Here is a 17,465-nt window from a genome sequence, read left to right on the forward strand (position 1 = left end):
CGTTTGCGGCTACGACTATCGGCAGAGGATTAATCCTCCGTTTTGCCGCGGACGAAAAACGGCCATCTCATCCGCCCCGCACCAGCCAGACGATGCCGACACCGATGGCGATCGCGACCAGCCCGGCGATCCGCAATGCGTTCTCCGGCATCGACAGCACCTCGCCGGCGAGCTTCCTCGCCAAGCCGGGAAAGCCGCCATAGACCAGGCCCTCTATGACGAGGACCAGGCCCATCGCCGCGAAAAAGTCCTGCACCGGCTATTTCTGGCCGGTGCTGGGTTGAGTCGTCGGCGCGGCGGGCGCCGTTGCCGGTGCGGCGGGTACCGCCGGCTTCGCCGGCCCTTCCTTGCCATCGGGATCGCGGAAGTAGCGGAAGAACTCCGAACTCGGCGACAGCACCATGGTCGTCCCGGTACTGTCCAGCGCCGTGCCGTAGGCATTCATCGACCGGTAGAAGTCGAAGAAGGCCGGGTCGCGCTTGTAGGCATCCGCGAAGGTGGCGCTGCGCTGGGCTTCGCCCTCGCCGCGCAGGATCTCGGATTCCTTTTGCGCTTCGGCAACGATCTCGACCACTTCACGATCGGCGCGTGCCGTGATGCGCTGTGCCGCTTCATTGCCGCGGGCCCTAAGCCGGGCGGCCTCGGCCAGACGTTCCGCCTTCATGCGGTCATAGGTCTGCTGTGAGACCTCGGCCGTGAGGTCGGTGCGGCGGATGCGGACATCCTCGATCTGCAGGCCGAGCGAGGTGGCGTCGGGCCGGAGCTGATCGCGCACTTCACGCATCATCACGGCACGCTGTTCCGAGAGCGCCGCCTCGAAATCGCGCAGACCGTAGACGCGGCGCAAGGCAGCGTCGAGACGCGTCCTCAGCCGCGCTTCGGCCAATTCGATCTGACCGGACACGGCGGCACGGAAGACGCGCGGATCCGAGATGCGATAGGCGATGAAGGCATCGACCTCATAGAACTTGCCACCAGACACCTGGACGCGGATGTTGTCGAGGTCGAAGCGCAGCACCCTGTTTTCGATCAGCTGCACCGTATCGGCGTCGAAGAACGAGAACGGCGCCTTGAAATAGATGCCGGGCTCGCTCTTGACGTCGACGATCTCGCCGAACCTCAACACCAGCGCCTGCTGGCGCGCATTGACCACGAAGACCGAGGAATAGATCAGGAACAGGATGACCGCCGCGATGACGACGAAAATGGGAAGACGGTTGGCCATCACTGGGTACCTCCCGTGTTCGCGGCAGGCGCGACCGGAGCCGGCGGTTTCGCCTGCAATGCCGGCAGCGGCAGATAGGGCACGACACCTTGTCCGTTGCCCTGCTCGACGATGACCTTGCTCGAGTCCTTCAGAACCTTCTCCATGGTTTCCAGATAGAGGCGCTTGCGGGTCACATCCGGCGCCTTGGCATATTCGTCATAGACCGAGATGAAGCGCTGGGCCTCACCTTCGGCTTCCTGCACCACACGGTTCTTGTAGGCGGCCGCGTCTTCGCGGATCTGTGCCGCCTCGCCGCGCGCCTGGCCGAGTTTCTGGTTGGAATACTGGTTGGCCTGCTCGACGAACTTGTCCTCGTCCTGCTCGGCACGCTGCACCTCGTCGAACGCATCGGCCACTTCGCGTGGCGGTGCTGCATCCTCGATCGACACGGCATTGACGTTGAGACCGGCCTTGTAGCCGTCCAACGTCGACTGGATGATTTCGCGCACCGACGCCGCTATGCCCTGGCGGTCATCGCGGAAAATGTCCTGTGCCGGCCGGCGGCCGACGGCTTCGCGCATGGCGCTTTCGGCGACCTGCCGCAGCATGCCGTCCGGATCCGAGACGTCGAACAGATAGGCACGGGGATCGGAGACCTGGTAGGCCACCGAAAACTGCACGTTGACGATGTTCTGGTCGCCCGACAGCATCAGGCCGTTGCCGCTGGTGTTGCCGCCGCCAATGTCGACGAGCTGCTCGGAAATCTTGGCCGTCTCGACGGTCTCGAGCGGCCACCAATGGAAATGCAGGCCAGGTTGTGAGAGTTCGGGCTTCGGCTTGCCGAAACGCAGTTCGACGGCGACCTCGTCGGGCTGCACGGTATAGACCGCCTGGAATGCCCACAGAACGACCAGCACCGCGGCGATCAGCCCGAACACCGCCGGACTGGCGCCACCGCCGCCGGGCAGAGCGCGCCGCAGCCGGTCCTGGCCGCGGCGGATAATGTCTTCGAGATCGGGGGGCGACCCTTGCGGGCCGCTTGGCCCCTTTGGCCCCTGCCCCCAGGGCCCCTGATTGTTACCGCCGCCGCCCCACGGGCCGCCGCCTCCGCCACTCTTGTCGTTCCAGGGCATGAATGTCCTTTCGCTTGGAATTCCCTCAAGCGCCGGAATTACGGCGCAAAATCCAGTGTTGTTCTTCTATAGGGACGCCACGGCACGCTTTCAACGCGATGCGCCGCCGACATCATCCGTTTTGGGCCGGTAGCGACCCTTTGTCGTCCTTCAATGCACTTTTTGTCTATCAAAGTATCGGGCGGCGGCGCTCATAAACGGAATAGCGTGTTGCGTGGCTGTCCTTTTCCCCGGCCGGAACCTCCTGCGAACTGACCACGCGCCATGTCTCAGCGTCGATCGGCGGGAAATGCGCGTCGCCATCGACGGCGGCCAGCACATGGGTGACGTGCAGCCGGTCGGCCAGCGGCAGCGCCTGGGCATAGATCTGACCGCCGCCGATCACGCAGGCCTCGTCGATGCCGGTCATGCAGCGTGCGCGCACCGTTGCCAGCTGAATCGCGGCCTCCAGCGTATGCGCCACCTCGACGCCCTCGGCGCGCCAGCCCTTGTCGCGGGTGACGACGATGTTGAGCCGGCCCGGCAGCGGACGGCCTATGCCTTCATAGGTTTTGCGGCCCATGATGATGGGCTTGCCCATCGTGTCGGCCTTGAAGCGCTTGAGATCGGTGGAGAGCCGCCAGGGCAGTCCGCCATCCCGCCCGATCACTCCGTTCTCGGCGATGGCGACGTAGATTGCCACATGCATCAGTTCGCGTCCCCGCCATTGCTGTCCGACGGTTCGAGCAGCAGGATATCGATGTCGTGCTCCGGGTAAAAATCGTTCGCGGTCATCTCGAAACTCGTCGGCCCGACCTTTTTGACATTATCGCCGCAGAACGAGACCAGGGCTTTGGGATTGCCCTTGTCGACGGTCAGCTTGAACTTACCGATGGTGCCCGCCGCCCAGTTGCCGCCGGTGGTCAGAATATAGGCGATGCGGCTTTCAAAATATTTGGGATAGCCGTCCGGATTGTCCTTCGCCGCCTTGCGCACCGCGCTCTCGAACGTGTCGTCCATGCAGTAGCGGGTCTTGTATGTCGCATACTGCCCCTGGAACTGGCCGTCATAGAAGAAGCTGACCGACGACGTGCCGCCGACGCTCGGCTTGTAGCGGTGGGAAACGTGAACGTCCTTGTTGGCCGGAAAGGTCGAGCGCCACCAGTAGGTCGAGCGCAATTGCCAGAACGGCGCATAGTTGGATTTCATGCCGCTGCCGTCATCGGCGGTGTCCTTGATGATGATGCCGCGGTTGACCCAGTCATCGGCCACCGCCTGTGGCAGCTTCGCCAGTGCCGCCTTGGCCGCATCGCCGAACGGGTTGAACGGCACATTCTGCGCCTTGAGATCGGCGCCGATGTCGATGCCGAGCGCGAACACCTTCTGCTCGAGTTGAGGCTTTGCCGCGGCACCGTCGATCGTCACCTCGAAGCCGAGGAAATTGTCGCTTTGGTTTTCGGGGATGGCCGGCATTTCTTCGGGATCGCCCGAAATGTCGGGCATCGGGAAGGCCACGATCGCGTCGACATCTTTGTCGGTGTTGTTGTGGAAGACGTAGTCGACCGTCACCTTTTCAGGCGAGATGAAGAGATCCTCGCTTTGCATCGCAACGGCATCGCTGCGCGACAGGATCAGCCCGCCTGTGCCAAGCTCGGCAACAGAATCGTTGGCCAATGCGGGTGCCGCCGAAAGCGCCAGCGCCGCAGTCAGAACAGTTCGCAACATCGAAGCCCCCCTCGGCAAGAATGCCCTGACGACCCTAGCCGTTTCAATGCGGCGTTTCAAAGCCCTTCCACTTGCGTGACTACACCACACCGGCCTGGACATGCCAGCGGTCTGGACACGCGAGCGGTCTGGACACGCGGGCGGTCTGGACACGCGAGCGGTCTGGACACGCGAGCGGTCTGGACTAACAGCTTCCGATCGGGCAGGAGTTCGCCCCATGCGCAAGCTTCTCGTCATCGGCATCGGCGCCGGCAATCCAGACCACATGACGGTTCAGGCCATATCAGGCCTGAACCGTGCCGATGTGTTGTTCATCCCCGACAAGGGCGCCAAGAAGAACGACCTTGCCGAATTGCGGCGCGAGATCTGCGACCGCTTTGTCACCAATCCGAAATCGCGCCGCGTCGAATTCGACGTGCCGGTCCGCGCCGAACCGACATCTTCCTACCGCTCGACCGTCGATGACTGGCACGAAGCCATCGCGGCCATCTACGAAGCCTTGATCCGCGACGAGATCGCCGAGGATGGCTGCGGCGCCTTCCTGATCTGGGGCGATCCCTCGCTCTACGACAGCGCGTTGCGCATTCTCGAGCGCGTGCGCCTCAGGAACAACGTCGCCTTCGAACTGGAGGTCATCCCTGGCATCACTGCCATCCAGGCGCTTGCCGCCAGCCACAAAATGGCGCTGAACCGCATCGGCAATTCGTTCCTGGTCACCACCGGCCGCAGGCTGACCGAAGAAGGTCTGGCCAGCAATGCCGGCAGCACAGTCGTCATACTGGACGGCAAATGCGCCTTCAACACACTGGCCGACCCGGATGTCGTCATCCATTGGGGCGCCTATCTCGGCACGCCGGACGAGATCATCGTCTCCGGTCGCCTCAGCGATGTCAGCGCCGAGATCGAAAAGGTCCGGGAGGAAGCCCGCCGGCAAAAGGGCTGGATCATGGACACCTATCTGCTGCGCAAGCCCGGTGAGCCAGAGGATATCTAGCCACTGCCCTGGCAGTCGCCACGCAAGCGGGTAACGGGTAACAAGACCGGCGAGACGGATTGGCGGCCCTCAAGAGTTAGAAAAAACAGCGTTTTATGCCAATTTGATAATCAAGCTCCGCCTGGCGGAGCCTGCTCGCCTGGCGTATATCACACATATTGACGTTAAATTCACAGAATTGTATGGTCAGTTGGCCGGTTCGAATCCTGCCGCTGTTTCATCGGCGGCCGCAATCGGCAATGGCGGATCCCGACGAGGATGATTTCCATGATGTTCAGCGCCAACCTTGCTTGGAACCAATTCGCAACGCGTACCGGCTCACGCTGAACGGGATCATCATGTCCAGCCTGCTTGGGATCGACAACGGCCTGACGGTGACGAAGGCAGTGATCTTCGATGCCGACGGCACCCAGCTGTCGGTGGCCAGGCGCCGTGTGCCGCAATCGATGCCGCATCCCCGCTGGGTCGAACGCGACATGCTGGGCCTCTGGCAGGCGACCGCCGAGGCGATCAGGGAAGCCATTGCCCTGAGCGGCCGGCCAGCTGGCGATATCAAGGCCGTGGCGGCGACCGCGCATGGCGACGGGCTGTATCTGCTCGACAGGAACCGCCGACCGCTCGGCCCCGGCATCCTGTCGCTCGACAGCCGCGCCGGCGAGATCGTCGACGAATGGGCAAAGGGTTCGGTGTTTGCCGAGGCCCTCGCTTTGACCGGACAGGTTCCGCACGCTTCGGCGCCATCGGCGATACTGGGCTGGCTGAAAAAGCATGCGCCGGAACGCTTCAGCCAGATCGGCCATATCGTCGGTTGCAAGGACTGGCTGCGCTTTTGCCTGACAGGCACCGTCGGCACCGATTTGACCGAGGCGAGCACCTCGTTCACCGACGTCCGCACGCAAGTCTACGCGCAGGAGGCGATGCGCATCTTTGGCCTGGAGGAGCTGTTCGCGGCTTTGCCCGGGGCTGCACATTCGGCCGACATTGTCGGCTACGCCACCGCCGAAGCGGCCGCATTGACCGGGCTTGCGGAAGGAACTCCGGTTGCTTGCGGCCTGCATGACGTCACCGCCTCGGCGCTTGGCATCGGCGGCCACGAAGAGGGCGTGGTCAGCATCGTCGCCGGCACCTACTCGATCAACGAAGTGGTCTCCGCCGAGCCGCGTACCGACCAGCGCTGGTTCTGCCGCAACGCCATCGACCTCGGCCGCTGGAATAACATGTCGATCTCGCCGGCCTCGACGGCGAATTACGACTGGTTCCTCGACACGCTCTGCCGGGCCGAACAGGACGAGGCCAAGAAGACCGGCCGCTCGATCCACGAGATGCTGGCGACCGAAATCGACACCGCGCTGAAGAAGCCGTCGACCCTGCTCTTCCATCCCTATCTGTTCGGTTCGCCCTACGGCAATGCCGCCAGCGCCAGCTTTGTCGGCTTGCGCGGTTGGCACGACCGCGGCGACATGCTGAAGGCGGTGCTGGAAGGCATCGCCTTCAACCACCGCACCCATGTCGAAGCCCTGCGCGACGGCTTTGCCGTCCGCGAGGTGCGGCTGACCGGCGGCGGCTCGCGCAATCCGGCCTTCGCGCAGATGTTCGCCGACGTGCTCAACGTGCCGGTCACCGTCACCTCGACCGACGAGGCGGCCGCCTACGGCGCCGCCCTTTGCGCCGGCGCGGCAGTCGGCCTGTTCGCCTCGCCGCAGGAAGGCGCGCGCGCCACCTGCACGGTGAGCCGCGAATACCGCCCGGACCCGGCACGCAGCGCCGTCTTGGACGAGCGTTATTCCATCTATGGCCGCATCGCCGAACAGCTCAGGCCGAAATGGGCCGAAATCGAAAGCCTTGCAGCGCAAGCAATGGGGGGCACAGCATGATCAAGGCTGACGAACGGCGCGAAGAGATCGCCGAATATGTGATAAAACTCGGCCAGGTGCGCATCGACGATCTGGTCGAGCATTTCGGCGTGTCGCGCATGACCATCCACCGCCACATCGACCAGCTGGCGCATCAAGGCGTGCTGCGCAAGCTGCATGGCGCCGTCACCGTGCAGCCATCCGGCCTCTATGAAAGTGCCTTCCGCTACCGGGTGACGGTTGGGCGGGCGGAGAAGGACGCACTGGCCCGCGCCGCCATGGATTACGTCGAGCCGGGACAGGCGATAATCCTGGATGACTCGACCACAGCCAACGCCGTTGCGCCACTGCTGCTCGAGGTCACGCCTCTGACCGTCATCACCAACAGCGTGTCGACGGCTGCATTGCTGACCAATGTCGACGACATCGACTTCATCTGCCTCGGCGGTCAGTACCACCGCACCTACAACGCCTATATCGGCATCGTCTGCGAGAATGCGATCTCGCGGCTGCGCGCCAATCTCCTGATTTGCTCGGCCTCCGCGATCAGCGGCACCACGGCCTTCATCCAGGATCAGCATGTGGTGCGGGTAAAGCAGGCGATGATGGCGGCGGCGATCAAGCGCATCCTCCTGGTCGACCATTCCAAGTTCGACAAAGTGGCCCTGCACGTGCTCGACGACCTGGTCAGCTTCGAGGCGGTCCTGGTTACCGACGGCATCAGCGACAAGCATGCGCAAAAGCTGGAGCAGGCCGGGGTCCAGCTGCGTATCGTCAAGACGGCGAGGCCATGACATCAACGGCCGAAAGCCAGCACGGCTCCGAGCAACGGACCGGTGTCCCCGGCGATATCGATGTCGTCATCCTCGGCGCCGGCATCAATGGGGCAGGCCTGTTTCGCGATCTCAGCGCGCAGGGCGTCAGCTGCTGCATCGTCGACAAGGCGGATTTCGGCTCCGGCACCAGTGCGGCGCCTTCGCGCCTGATCCATGGCGGGCTGAAATATCTGGAGACCGGCGAATTCGGGCTGGTGGCGCAGTCGACGCTGGAGCGCAACCTGCTGCTCAAGAACGCGCCGCACTATGTCAGCCCGCTGCCGACGGTCATCCCGATCTTCTCCTGGGGCAAGGGCATGTGGGCGGCGCTGCGCACGCTGCTGGGCTCGACCAGCGCGCCGCGCAGCCGTGGCGCGATCCTCATCAAGATCGGCCTGATGATCTATGATTTCTACGGCTCGCGGCACCGGGTGATGCCGCGCCATCGGCTTGTCGGACGCCGTCAAGCGCTTCGCGACATGCCGGCGTTGACTGGCTCGATCGTCGCCACCGGCACCTACTACGACGCCAAGATCACACATCCCGAACGGCTGGTGCTCGAGCTAATCGCCGATGGTCTGGAGGCCAACCCTAACTCCAGCGCGGCCAACTACACCTCGCTGGTCTCTTCCTCGAACGGCGTGCTGGCCTTCAGACGACAGAACCGCGGCGAATTCTCGTTGCGGCCGAGGCTGGTCGTCAACGCCGCCGGCCCATGGATCGACCATGTCAACGCGGCACTCGGGGCGCCGTCCAGGATGATCGGCGGCACCAAGGGCTCGCACATCCTTCTCAAGCACGAAGCGCTGGTGCAAAGTCTGGCCGGGCGCATGCTCTATTTCGAAGCCGATGACGGGCGCATCTGCCTTGTCTACGACTATCTCGGCAAGGCGCTCGTCGGCTCGACGGATCTCGCGGCCGATAATCCGGATACGGTTCGCTGCGAGCCGGCGGAGATCGATTATCTGCTGGAAAGCGTGCGCACGCTGTTGCCGGGCATGCGTTTCGAACGCGACCAGATCGTCTATGCCTATAGCGGCATCAGACCCCTGCCCGCATCCGACGCCGCCATCCCCGGCCTGATCAGCCGCGATCATTCGGCGCCGGTGGCGGAGTCGGAGCCATCGCGGCCCTTCCCCATCATCTCGCTGATCGGTGGCAAATGGACGACATTTCGCGGTTTCGCCGAGGAGGTCGCCGACACAGTGCTCGATCGTCTCGGCCGCATCCGCAAGGTGACGACGCGCTCGATGCCGATCGGCGGCGGCAAGGACTTTCCGGCCGACACAACTGCACGATCAAGCTGGCTGGCCAAGGCCGCGTCGGCCTCAGGCATCGACGAGGCCCGGCTCGACCTGCTGCTGTCGCGCTATGGCACCAAGGCATTGCCGATAGCCCGGCACCAGAGCGCATCGAGCAATGAAGACCGCTTGCCGGACTCGCATGACTACAGCGTATCGGAGATCGACTACATCGCTCGCAGCGAATTCGTCGAACATCTGGCCGACATCGTCATGCGGCGCACGACGCTGGCCATCAGCGGTTCCCTGACGACAAGCGATTTGCAGCAGATCGCCCTGATTGCCGGCCGGGCGCTCGGCTGGAACGCTCAGAGGATCAGCGAGGAGATCGACGCGGTTGTCACGCAGCTCAACGGCAACAATTTGATGGGGCTGCAACCGGAGCACCTGCCGCGAACCACGAGTGATCGCGCCAAACTGGCTTGAGCGCGGCACAGCCTCATTGCTGACTTGAAAGCAAGCGTGTCACAGCACCTGTGAGATATTGTCGATTTTTGAAAACCTAAACAATATCAATATCATATATGGATATATATCAGCCGCTCGGTCACATGAATGTTACGTTATCGACAAAGTATCACAGTCATTGACGGTAAATTAACATCGATGTATGGTCGATTGCGCTGGAGGAGCACGCTGCGGGAGGGGTCGATGCAAGCGGGCCAACCGCACAGCGGCTTATGCGGCGCTTCGCGCCAACAAAACGAAATGCCACCTCTCATCGCCGCCACTACACAGGTCGTCACAGCATGAGTTCGCAGCCAGCAACCACCACGATGAACCGGCGAGGATCGCCAGGCGTCCGCTGGGCGGCCGTCGCGATCGCGATCCTGGCGCTGCTCGGCGCAATGATCCTCGACACCAAGATCGTCACGATCGGCTCGGCCGAAGACACCCGCAAGGCGGCGTTTTCGCCGGAGGCGTTCGGCAGGGCTGAATTTCCGAACGTGCAATCCGCCGTCGAGCAGCGCGCCGTCGATGCACCGACGCTTGCAACCGCCATCGCCAAGGACAAGGCGGCCGCGGAGAAACAATATGGCGTGCCGGCCAATGTCGGCACCGAATTCTCGGTCAAGTTCACTGGCGTCGTCGGCGAGGGAAAGTCGGGCATCTACACCGTCAAGGTGGCTGACGTCCCGGACAATCTGGTCATTCGCATCCAGACCGGACCGGCGATCAACGGCACCGATCTGCGCGACGCCACCGGCGCGATCACCTTCGGCCAGTTCACCAACCAGATCGAGTACCAGAATGCGGGCTCGGCCCTGAACAACGAGATGAAGAAGCAGGTGCTGTCGGCCATCGACAACACCCAGCTCACCGGCAAGACCATCTCGGTCGTCGGTGTCTTTAAGCTGATCAACCCCAAAGGCTGGCTGGTCGCGCCGGTGAAGCTGAGCGTCCAATGAATGCGGCGCCCGAATTCGAGCCGGCGCCGGGCGACACCGTGCTCGCGGCCCGCCACATCGTAAAGACCTATGGTGGCACGCACGCGCTCAAAGGGGTCAATTTCGACATACGCCGCGGCAAGGTCACGACGCTGTTCGGCGAAAACGGCGCCGGCAAGTCGACATTGATGAAGATCCTCTCCGGCGTGACGACGCCGACATCGGGAACCATCGAGCTCGACGGCCAGTCCGTCACCTTCTCCTCAGCCTCCGACGCCCGCGATCGCGGCATCTCCATCATCCATCAGGAACTCAGCCTCGCGCCCAATCTGAGCGTGCGCGACAACATCTTCATGGGCCGGGAAATACGCGGCGCGACCGGTGTCGATTTCGCCGAGGAGGCCCGCCAGACGCGGCGGCTGATGGCCGACCTCGAGGAAGACATCGATCCGCTGACGCTGGTTCAGGACCTGCGCCTGGGACAGCAGCAGATCGTCGAGATCGCCCGCGCGCTCTCGGTGGATTCACGCATCCTGATCATGGATGAACCGACCTCGGCGTTGAGCGCCACCGAGGTGGAGGTGCTGTTCAGGGTGATCCGCGACCTCACGGCCCGCGGCGTCTCGATCGTCTATATCTCGCACCACCTCGAGGAGGCGTTGCAGATCACCGACCACGCCGTGGTGCTGCGCGACGGCGCGATCACCGCGACGGCCAACGCCAGGCACATCAACCTCGAATGGATCGTCCGCAACATGGTGGGCGAGAACTTCGATTTGGGCTCGCCGCCCACCGGATACGCCTTCGGCGAGGTTGCCTTGTCGGTCGAGGATGTCAGTGTCCCCGATGCATCGAGCTCGGAACGTTCCGTGGTCGACAGGCTGTCGCTTGCCGTACGCAGCGGCGAGATCGTCTGCATCTACGGGCTGATGGGCGCCGGGCGCACCGAATTGCTGGAATGCATCGCCGGGCGCCTGCAGCCATCGGGCGGGCGCATCCTGCTCGGAGGCAACGACATCTCCCGCTTCGGCATCGCCGAGCGCATCGCCAGGGGGCTCGTGCTGGTGCCCGAGGATCGCCAGCGTGACGGCCTGGTTCAGACGATGTCGGTCGGCGCCAACCTGTCGCTCGCCAGCATCGGCGCTTTCGTCAGGGGAATGCTGTTGTCGCGCTCGCAGGAGCGGACGCTGGTCGAAGCCTCCATCCGTGACGTGCACGTCAAGACCGCGGGCGGCAGCGCGCCTATCGGCTCGCTGTCCGGCGGCAACCAGCAGAAGGTCGTCATCGGCAAGATGCTGACCACCAATCCCAGGGTCATGCTGCTGGACGAGCCGAGCCGCGGCATCGACATCGGCGCCAAGGCCGAGGTGTTCCGGCTGCTCAGCGAGCGGGCGGCGCGCGGGCTCGCCGTCGTCTTCTCGACCTCGGAAGTCGCCGAATGCCTGAGCATCGCGCACCGGATCATCGTCATGCATCGCGGCAGGATCTCGGCCGAATTCGGTGCCGATGCCACGAAGGAGGAGATCATGGCCGCTTCCGGCGAGGCCGTGGTCTCCGACCATGAAGAACACAGGAGCCACCACCGTGACCGACGCTAGCCCCGATCGCAGCCGCTCCCCGAGGGTTTCGGCCGACGGCTTCAGCCTGGCCAAGCTTCTGCTGGAGGGCCGCGCCTTCTTCGCGCTGATCGCCATCATCATCGTCTTCTCGCTGCTGTCTCCCTACTATTTCTCGGTCGGCAATTTCCTGACCATGGCCTCGCATGTCGCCATCTTCGGCATACTGGCGGTCGGCATGCTGCTGGTCATCCTCAATGGCGGCATCGACCTGTCGGTCGGCTCGACGCTGGGCTTCTCCGGCGTGATCGCCGGCTTCCTGATGCAGGGCGTGCAGCTGACCACGTTCGGCGTCATCCTCTACCCGCCGGTCTGGGTCGTCGCGGTGCTGGTCTGCGTGCTCGGCGCGCTGGTCGGTCTGGTCAATGGCGTCCTTATCGCCTGGCTGAAGGTCCCCGCCTTCGTCGCCACGCTCGGCATGCTCTACGTCGTGCGTGGCGCGGCCCTGCTGATGACCAATGGCCTGACCTACAACGATCTCGGCGGCAAGCCGGAGCTCGGCAACACCGGCTTCGAATGGCTGGGCTTCAACCGCCTGCTCGACATCCCGATCGGCGTGCTGGTCATGGCCGTCATCGCCATCATCGGCAGCATCATCCTCAACCGCACCGCCTTCGGCCGCTGGCTCTACGCCTCCGGCGGCAACGAACGCGCCGCCGAACTCTCCGGCGTGCCGGTCAAGCAGGTGCAGGTGTCGGTCTATATGCTCTCGGGCATCTGCGCCGCCGTGGCCGGCCTCATCCTGTCCTCCGAACTGACCTCGGCGGGTCCGACCGCCGGCACCTCTTACGAGCTCACGGCAATTGCCGCAGTCGTCATCGGCGGTGCGGCGCTCACCGGTGGCCGGGGCAACATCCGCGGCACGCTGGTCGGCGCCTTCGTCATCGGCTTCCTGTCCGATGGTCTGGTGATCATCGGCGTCTCTGCATATTGGCAAACAGTGTTCACCGGCGCGGTCATCGTGTTGGCGGTGCTGCTCAACGCTATCCAGTATCGCCGCCGCGTCAAGCTTCCGAGCCCGGCCGGCGGCTCGCCCACTTCTCCACAAAAGGACAAGGCCACAACGGCCGATCCCGCCCTCGAGAAGACCGCCGGCTGACCGGCGCGATTGCTAACCAAAGGAGGAACTCTATGTATCGCAGTGCCAGAATTCTGATGCTCTCGGCCTTCGCCCTTGCCGCACCGATCGTCGCGGCAGGCGCGGCGTCGGCCAGCGGCCTCATCTCGATCATCGTCATCGACCCCGCCAACCCCTACTGGCTCACCGAAGGCAATGTCGCCAAGGCCGAAGCCGAAAAGCTCGGCTACACCGCGACCGTCGGCGCCTCCAAGGCCGACACCAACACCGAGAGCAAGCTGATCGACACGGCGATCACCAACAAGTCCGTGGCCATCATCCTGGATCCGGCCGATGCCAGCGGCTCGATCGGCGCGGTCAAGAGGGCGATCGCCGCCAACATCCCGGTCTTCCTCGTCAATGCCGAGATCAACCAGGAGGGCCTCGCCAAGGCGCAGCTTGTCTCGAACAACGCCCAGGGCGCCGCGCTCGGCGGCCAGCAATGGGTGACGGCCATCGGCGAGAAGGGCAACTATGTCGAGCTGCTCGGCGCCCCCTCCGACAACAACGCCGCGACACGGTCGAACGGCTACGAGACCGTTATCAGCCAGTATCCCGACCTCAAGAAGGTCGGCTCGGAAGTCGCCAACTGGGACCGCACCCAGGGCCACGACAAGATGCAGAGCCTGCTCCAGGCCCATCCCGACATCATCGGCGTGACCAGCGGCAATGACGAGATGGCGCTCGGCGCGATCGCTGCGCTGAAGGAGGCCGGAAAACTGTCGAGCATCAAGGTTGGCGGCTTCGACGGCTCGCCGGACGCTGTCGCCGCCATCAAGGCCGGTGACCTGCAATACACCGTGCTGCAGCCGGTGGCCGTCTACTCGGCGAAAGCCGTGCAGCAGGCGGACTCCTTCATCAAGACCGGCAAGACCGGCGCCGCGACCGAAAAGCAGCTGTTCGATTGCCTCCTCATCACCAAGGACAATGTCGACAAGTACACGGCTCCGTTCACGCTCTCGGAGTAAGAAAACCGACGAGGGGTGGCCTTTCGGTCGCCCCTCTGTCCTATGTCGCGGGCCGGCACGGTCGCGTCATCCCAATATAGGCCAGGATCTCGGCCTTGCGCCTCGTCGAGCGAGGCCAGAGCCTCATCCATGAGCAGCAATCTGGGTCTGGCGAGCAGTGCCCGCCTGATCGCCACGGGCTGCTTCTCTACGCCAGCCGTCGCTTCAAAATGGCGCAGAACTCAAAAGTGTTGTGCGGCGTGGCATAGACTTGCTCCACTTCCAGCCCGATCAGGCCGAGATTGGAAAGCACCTCTATTCCCGAGCGAAAACTTTGAGGTGTAAATTGCCAAGCGTGAACATCGATGTAGGCCCCAGCGGAGGTGTCGTACTGGCTCATGGCCACGGAAACACTGGACAGATTGTCACGAAATCTCGGTACCCCGTGATCGCCGGTCCAATGGCGAACCGGATCATTATGCGTGGCTAGAGCAATGTGTTCGATGACGCTCTTTGCGGTGTGAACTTTGTTGCCTCGAGCGCCGATGAAATCGGCAATCGAACTCTCTGCGATGAAATGGTCGAAGCAGTAACGCTTGTCCGGGATAATCAGGAGGTATCTGCCTGTCGCAGTGAGAATCCTCGCGACCTGATTCAAGTGGTAAATCAGGTCTGGTTGATGCTCGACGCAGTGACTGCTCAGGCAAAAATCAAACTTTTTGTCCACGATGCTCAAGTCGCCGGTGCTGGAAACATAGTCGATATCCACCGGGACGGTGTAGACATAGCCGATCGCATTAGCCCTGTTGATCAGTCCTTGTTTGTCCATGACGTCGAAATATTTAACGTTTGGACCGCGCAAAGTCGGATTCGTGAAAGGCCCCACCTCAAGCGTTGATTTGCCGTCAACAAGAGAAGCGAGGGCATTTCGGTTGAACTCTGGCGGAGCGGCGTCCATCTCAATTTCCTCGTTGGTCGCGTTGCGAAACTACCAATCATGGTCGCGCGCGGGAATCAATCGCGACTGGGGATTGCGGTGATAATGTAGGCGGCACGATCGCAGCATCTGGTTCGCGCGGTGACCTGCCCCGATTGCGTTGGCAGCGCGAAACCTCGCTCCGCCCACGCCTCTCAGCCCGCATCGATCTCCGCCTGCAGTGCATCCATATGCGTCGCCGCTGCCGCGGTGGCCGCACGCTCGATGGCGCGGAAACGGCTGACCACCGCAAGGCCGATAGCCGTCAGCTGCGCGCCGCCGCCCTTGCGGCCTCCGGTCTGCGCGGCGACCAGCGGCTTGCCGAACACCCGGTTCATGTCCTCCACCAGATCCCAGGCGTGCTTGTAGGACATCTCCATGCCGCGCGCGGCGGCCGAGATCGAGCCGAAGGTGGCGATCTGCTCCAGAAGCTCGATCTTGCCCGGACCGATCCGCCCGTCGGGATCGAGATTTATCCGCAAGCTCAGCGATGGCATCTTTGCTCCTCCGCGGTCACCAGGACTCCTGCCGAAGCCAATTCAGCGATAGCGTTATTCCAAATCAATATAGCGGCGATCGCCGCTTCTGTCAGCCATCGACCTCGAGCGGCAGGCCGGCGCCGGTGTTGGCCCGGTCGAAACTCACTGTCTTGACCACGGCGAAAACCTTGCCGCCGAGCCGCAGTTCCAGCGCCTGCCGCGACTGTTCGGTGATGCGGGCGAGCACGGTTGCGCCATTGCAATCGATGTCGACCTCGACCGCCGGCCCTTCGCCCGGGCGGATCGCAACGATCGTGCCGGGCAGGATGTTGAGCGCGCTGAGGCCTGTCGGCTTCTCCGCAGCGATCATCACATCACGGGCACGGATGCGGACACGCACGGGAGCCCCGGTTTTCATCGCCAGGCGCGGCACGCGGATCTCTCCGGCGGCCGAGACGAGCACGGTCATGCCGAAAGTCTCGTCGTGGCGCAGAACCTTGGTGTCCAGCACCGCACCGCCCTCGCCGCGCTCTTCCGTCGGCAGCAGGTCGAGCCTTTGCATCACCACTTCGGTCGGGCCACCGGCAACGACCTTGCCTTGCGCCAGCATCACCACGTCGCTCGCCAGCCGCGCCACCTCGGCGACCGAATGGCTGACATAGACGATCGGAATCTTCGTCTCATCGCGCAGCCGTTCGATATAGGGCAGGATCTCGGCCTTGCGCGCCTCGTCGAGCGAGGCCAGCGGCTCGTCCATGAGCAACAATCTGGGGCTGGCGAGCAGCGCCCGGCCGATCGCCACGCGCTGCTTCTCGCCGCCCGAGAGCTTCACCGGGCGCCTGTTCAGCAGCGGGCCGATGCCGAGCAGGTCGACGACGGCATCCATGTCGGCGTAGCGCTCCTTGGCCGGCGTGAACCAGCGGCCGTAGCGCAGATTGCTGGCCACGCTCATATGGGGAAACAGGCGTGCGTCCTGGAACACCATGCCGATGCGGCGCCTGTGCTTCGGCACGAAAATGCCGGCATCGGTGTCGACCAGCGCACGGCCCTCCACCTCGATGCGGCCCTTGTCGGGTCGGATCAGCCCGGCGATCATGTTGATGAGCGTGGTCTTGCCCGAGCCGGATGGCCCGAACAGCGCGGTGAGCCGCCCGGCGCTCTCGAAGCGCGCCTCGATGGCGAAATCGCCGAGCCGGTGGCCGATGTCGACGCGGACGCTCATTCGATGTCCATCCGCCGCCCAACCCGTCGCGCCAGCACTTCCGAGGCGACCAAAGCCGCCATCGAGATGACGACCGAGATCAATGTCAGCCGCAATGCTCCCTCATCGCCACCCGGCACCTGCGTGAAAGTGTAGATCGCCGAGGGCAGCGTCTGCGTTTCGTTGGGGATGTTGGAGACGAAGGTGATGGTGGCGCCGAACTCGCCCATCGCCTTGGCGAAGGCCAGGATGGCGCCCGCGATCAGCCCGGGCAGGATCAGCGGTAGAGTGATGGTGGCGAACACCCACAAAGGATTGGCGCCAAGCGTGCCCGCCGCCGCCTCCATCTTGCGGTCCACCGCTTCGATCGACAGCCGGATTGCCCGCACCATCAGGGGAAAGCCCATGACGCCGCAGGCCAGTGCCGCACCCGTCCAGCGAAACGAGAAGACGATGCCGAAATGCTCGGCCAGGAAAGCCCCGGCCGGGCCGCGCTTGCCGAAGGTCAAAAGCAGGAGGTAGCCGGTCACGACAGGCGGCAGGATTAGCGGCAGGTGAACCACGCCGTTGAGCAGCGTCTTGCCCCAGAATTGTCCGCGGGCAAGCAGCAGCGCGATGGCTATGCCCGGCGGCAGGCTGGCGAGCATCGCCACGGTCGCCACCTTGATGGACAGCCGGACCGCATTCCATTCGTCGGGAGTGAGGTCCAGCAGCCAGGTCATATTGCGCTATCA

The 17,465-nt window shown here is 63.6% G+C and carries 17 protein-coding genes and 1 pseudogene; 8 read left to right on the forward strand and 10 right to left on the reverse strand.

The features are described from left to right. Positions 1-67: 67 nt before the first annotated feature. From ACLGL5_RS27320 to ACLGL5_RS27340, 5 genes are all read right to left on the reverse strand, one after another. Complete coding sequence (locus ACLGL5_RS27320; protein ID WP_038647658.1) at positions 68-256, reverse strand: DUF2065 domain-containing protein; 189 nt, start codon at positions 254-256, stop codon at positions 68-70. 3 nt (positions 257-259) lie between these two features. Then, complete coding sequence (hflC, locus tag ACLGL5_RS27325; RefSeq protein WP_069092451.1) at positions 260-1,225, reverse strand: protease modulator HflC; 966 nt, start codon at positions 1,223-1,225, stop codon at positions 260-262. Beyond that, positions 1,225-2,340, reverse strand: a complete 1,116-nt coding sequence (hflK, locus tag ACLGL5_RS27330) for an FtsH protease activity modulator HflK (protein ID WP_019859010.1) — start codon at positions 2,338-2,340, stop codon at positions 1,225-1,227. Before hflK ends, hflC begins: the two co-directional genes overlap by 1 nt. 169 nt (positions 2,341-2,509) lie before the next feature. Beyond that, positions 2,510-3,028: a dihydrofolate reductase gene (locus ACLGL5_RS27335; protein ID WP_069092452.1), complete on the reverse strand. Its 519-nt coding sequence runs from the start codon at positions 3,026-3,028 to the stop codon at positions 2,510-2,512. Further along, entirely contained in the window at positions 3,028-4,044 is a 1,017-nt protein-coding gene (locus ACLGL5_RS27340; RefSeq protein ID WP_069092453.1) for a DUF4424 domain-containing protein, read from the reverse strand. Before ACLGL5_RS27340 ends, ACLGL5_RS27335 begins: the two co-directional genes overlap by 1 nt. Before the next feature lie 217 nt (positions 4,045-4,261). Here ACLGL5_RS27340 and cobF point away from each other — a divergent pair, with 217 nt between their 5' ends. The 8 genes from cobF to ACLGL5_RS27380 all read left to right on the forward strand — a co-directional run bounded on the left by cobF (position 4,262) and on the right by ACLGL5_RS27380 (position 14,096). Then, complete coding sequence (cobF, locus tag ACLGL5_RS27345; RefSeq protein ID WP_494372804.1) at positions 4,262-5,038, forward strand: precorrin-6A synthase (deacetylating); 777 nt, start codon at positions 4,262-4,264, stop codon at positions 5,036-5,038. Positions 5,039-5,376: 338 nt separating this feature from the next. Further along, positions 5,377-6,912, forward strand: a complete 1,536-nt coding sequence (locus tag ACLGL5_RS27350; protein ID WP_069093448.1) for an FGGY-family carbohydrate kinase — start codon at positions 5,377-5,379, stop codon at positions 6,910-6,912. After that, complete coding sequence (locus tag ACLGL5_RS27355) at positions 6,909-7,685, forward strand: DeoR/GlpR family DNA-binding transcription regulator (RefSeq protein ID WP_064983867.1); 777 nt, start codon at positions 6,909-6,911, stop codon at positions 7,683-7,685. Before ACLGL5_RS27350 ends, ACLGL5_RS27355 begins: the two co-directional genes overlap by 4 nt. After that, positions 7,682-9,433: a glycerol-3-phosphate dehydrogenase/oxidase gene (locus ACLGL5_RS27360; protein WP_069092455.1), complete on the forward strand. Its 1,752-nt coding sequence runs from the start codon at positions 7,682-7,684 to the stop codon at positions 9,431-9,433. Before ACLGL5_RS27355 ends, ACLGL5_RS27360 begins: the two co-directional genes overlap by 4 nt. A 323-nt stretch (positions 9,434-9,756) precedes the next feature. Continuing rightward, entirely contained in the window at positions 9,757-10,416 is a 660-nt protein-coding gene (locus ACLGL5_RS27365; RefSeq protein ID WP_069092456.1) for a DUF2291 family protein, read from the forward strand. Further along, positions 10,413-11,993, forward strand: a complete 1,581-nt coding sequence (locus tag ACLGL5_RS27370; RefSeq protein WP_019859018.1) for a sugar ABC transporter ATP-binding protein — start codon at positions 10,413-10,415, stop codon at positions 11,991-11,993. Before ACLGL5_RS27365 ends, ACLGL5_RS27370 begins: the two co-directional genes overlap by 4 nt. Next, positions 11,956-13,110: an ABC transporter permease gene (locus ACLGL5_RS27375; RefSeq protein WP_069092457.1), complete on the forward strand. Its 1,155-nt coding sequence runs from the start codon at positions 11,956-11,958 to the stop codon at positions 13,108-13,110. The genes ACLGL5_RS27370 and ACLGL5_RS27375 overlap by 38 nt, the downstream gene beginning before the upstream one ends. A 32-nt stretch (positions 13,111-13,142) precedes the next feature. After that, on the forward strand, positions 13,143-14,096 hold the full coding sequence (locus ACLGL5_RS27380; RefSeq protein ID WP_069092458.1) for a D-ribose ABC transporter substrate-binding protein: 954 nt from the start codon (positions 13,143-13,145) through the stop codon (positions 14,094-14,096). Between the two features lie 61 nt (positions 14,097-14,157). On the opposite strand, the pseudogene ACLGL5_RS27385 reads toward ACLGL5_RS27380, so the two are convergent. The 5 genes and pseudogenes from ACLGL5_RS27385 to modB form a co-directional block, all read right to left on the reverse strand. Then, positions 14,158-14,293, reverse strand: a pseudogene (locus ACLGL5_RS27385) (molybdenum ABC transporter ATP-binding protein); the annotation flags it as partial. Then, positions 14,284-15,033: a class I SAM-dependent methyltransferase gene (locus ACLGL5_RS27390; protein WP_069092459.1), complete on the reverse strand. Its 750-nt coding sequence runs from the start codon at positions 15,031-15,033 to the stop codon at positions 14,284-14,286. The pseudogene ACLGL5_RS27385 and the gene ACLGL5_RS27390, both read right to left, overlap by 10 nt. Positions 15,034-15,206: 173 nt before the next feature. Further along, positions 15,207-15,548, reverse strand: a complete 342-nt coding sequence (locus tag ACLGL5_RS27395; RefSeq protein WP_010910183.1) for a winged helix-turn-helix domain-containing protein — start codon at positions 15,546-15,548, stop codon at positions 15,207-15,209. Positions 15,549-15,639: 91 nt separating this feature from the next. After that, positions 15,640-16,752 carry a molybdenum ABC transporter ATP-binding protein gene (modC, locus tag ACLGL5_RS27400; RefSeq protein WP_019859023.1) on the reverse strand — a complete coding sequence of 371 codons (1,113 nt, stop codon included), beginning with the start codon at positions 16,750-16,752 and terminating at the stop codon, positions 15,640-15,642. Beyond that, positions 16,749-17,453: a molybdate ABC transporter permease subunit gene (gene modB, locus ACLGL5_RS27405; protein ID WP_038647670.1), complete on the reverse strand. Its 705-nt coding sequence runs from the start codon at positions 17,451-17,453 to the stop codon at positions 16,749-16,751. The genes modC and modB overlap by 4 nt, the downstream gene beginning before the upstream one ends. Between the last annotated feature and the right edge of the window lie 12 nt (positions 17,454-17,465).

This window comes from Mesorhizobium sp. U510, assembly GCF_059180695.1.

What these genes read in the sequence shown, in the direction of transcription:
- ACLGL5_RS27390 (WP_069092459.1), bottom strand. Translation starts at nt 15,033, where the DNA reads ATGGACGCCGCTCCGCCAGAGTTCAACCGAAATGCCCTCGCTTCTCTT.
- cobF (WP_494372804.1), top strand. Translation starts at nt 4,262, where the DNA reads ATGCGCAAGCTTCTCGTCATCGGCATCGGCGCCGGCAATCCAGACCAC.
- ACLGL5_RS27355 (WP_064983867.1), top strand. Translation starts at nt 6,909, where the DNA reads ATGATCAAGGCTGACGAACGGCGCGAAGAGATCGCCGAATATGTGATA.
- ACLGL5_RS27340 (WP_069092453.1), bottom strand. Translation starts at nt 4,044, where the DNA reads ATGTTGCGAACTGTTCTGACTGCGGCGCTGGCGCTTTCGGCGGCACCC.
- modC (WP_019859023.1), bottom strand. Translation starts at nt 16,752, where the DNA reads ATGAGCGTCCGCGTCGACATCGGCCACCGGCTCGGCGATTTCGCCATC.
- ACLGL5_RS27375 (WP_069092457.1), top strand. Translation starts at nt 11,956, where the DNA reads ATGAAGAACACAGGAGCCACCACCGTGACCGACGCTAGCCCCGATCGC.
- ACLGL5_RS27380 (WP_069092458.1), top strand. Translation starts at nt 13,143, where the DNA reads ATGTATCGCAGTGCCAGAATTCTGATGCTCTCGGCCTTCGCCCTTGCC.
- ACLGL5_RS27350 (WP_069093448.1), top strand. Translation starts at nt 5,377, where the DNA reads ATGTCCAGCCTGCTTGGGATCGACAACGGCCTGACGGTGACGAAGGCA.
- hflC (WP_069092451.1), bottom strand. Translation starts at nt 1,225, where the DNA reads ATGGCCAACCGTCTTCCCATTTTCGTCGTCATCGCGGCGGTCATCCTG.
- hflK (WP_019859010.1), bottom strand. Translation starts at nt 2,340, where the DNA reads ATGCCCTGGAACGACAAGAGTGGCGGAGGCGGCGGCCCGTGGGGCGGC.
- ACLGL5_RS27335 (WP_069092452.1), bottom strand. Translation starts at nt 3,028, where the DNA reads ATGCATGTGGCAATCTACGTCGCCATCGCCGAGAACGGAGTGATCGGG.
- ACLGL5_RS27365 (WP_069092456.1), top strand. Translation starts at nt 9,757, where the DNA reads ATGAGTTCGCAGCCAGCAACCACCACGATGAACCGGCGAGGATCGCCA.
- ACLGL5_RS27370 (WP_019859018.1), top strand. Translation starts at nt 10,413, where the DNA reads ATGAATGCGGCGCCCGAATTCGAGCCGGCGCCGGGCGACACCGTGCTC.
- modB (WP_038647670.1), bottom strand. Translation starts at nt 17,453, where the DNA reads ATGACCTGGCTGCTGGACCTCACTCCCGACGAATGGAATGCGGTCCGG.
- ACLGL5_RS27360 (WP_069092455.1), top strand. Translation starts at nt 7,682, where the DNA reads ATGACATCAACGGCCGAAAGCCAGCACGGCTCCGAGCAACGGACCGGT.
- ACLGL5_RS27395 (WP_010910183.1), bottom strand. Translation starts at nt 15,548, where the DNA reads ATGCCATCGCTGAGCTTGCGGATAAATCTCGATCCCGACGGGCGGATC.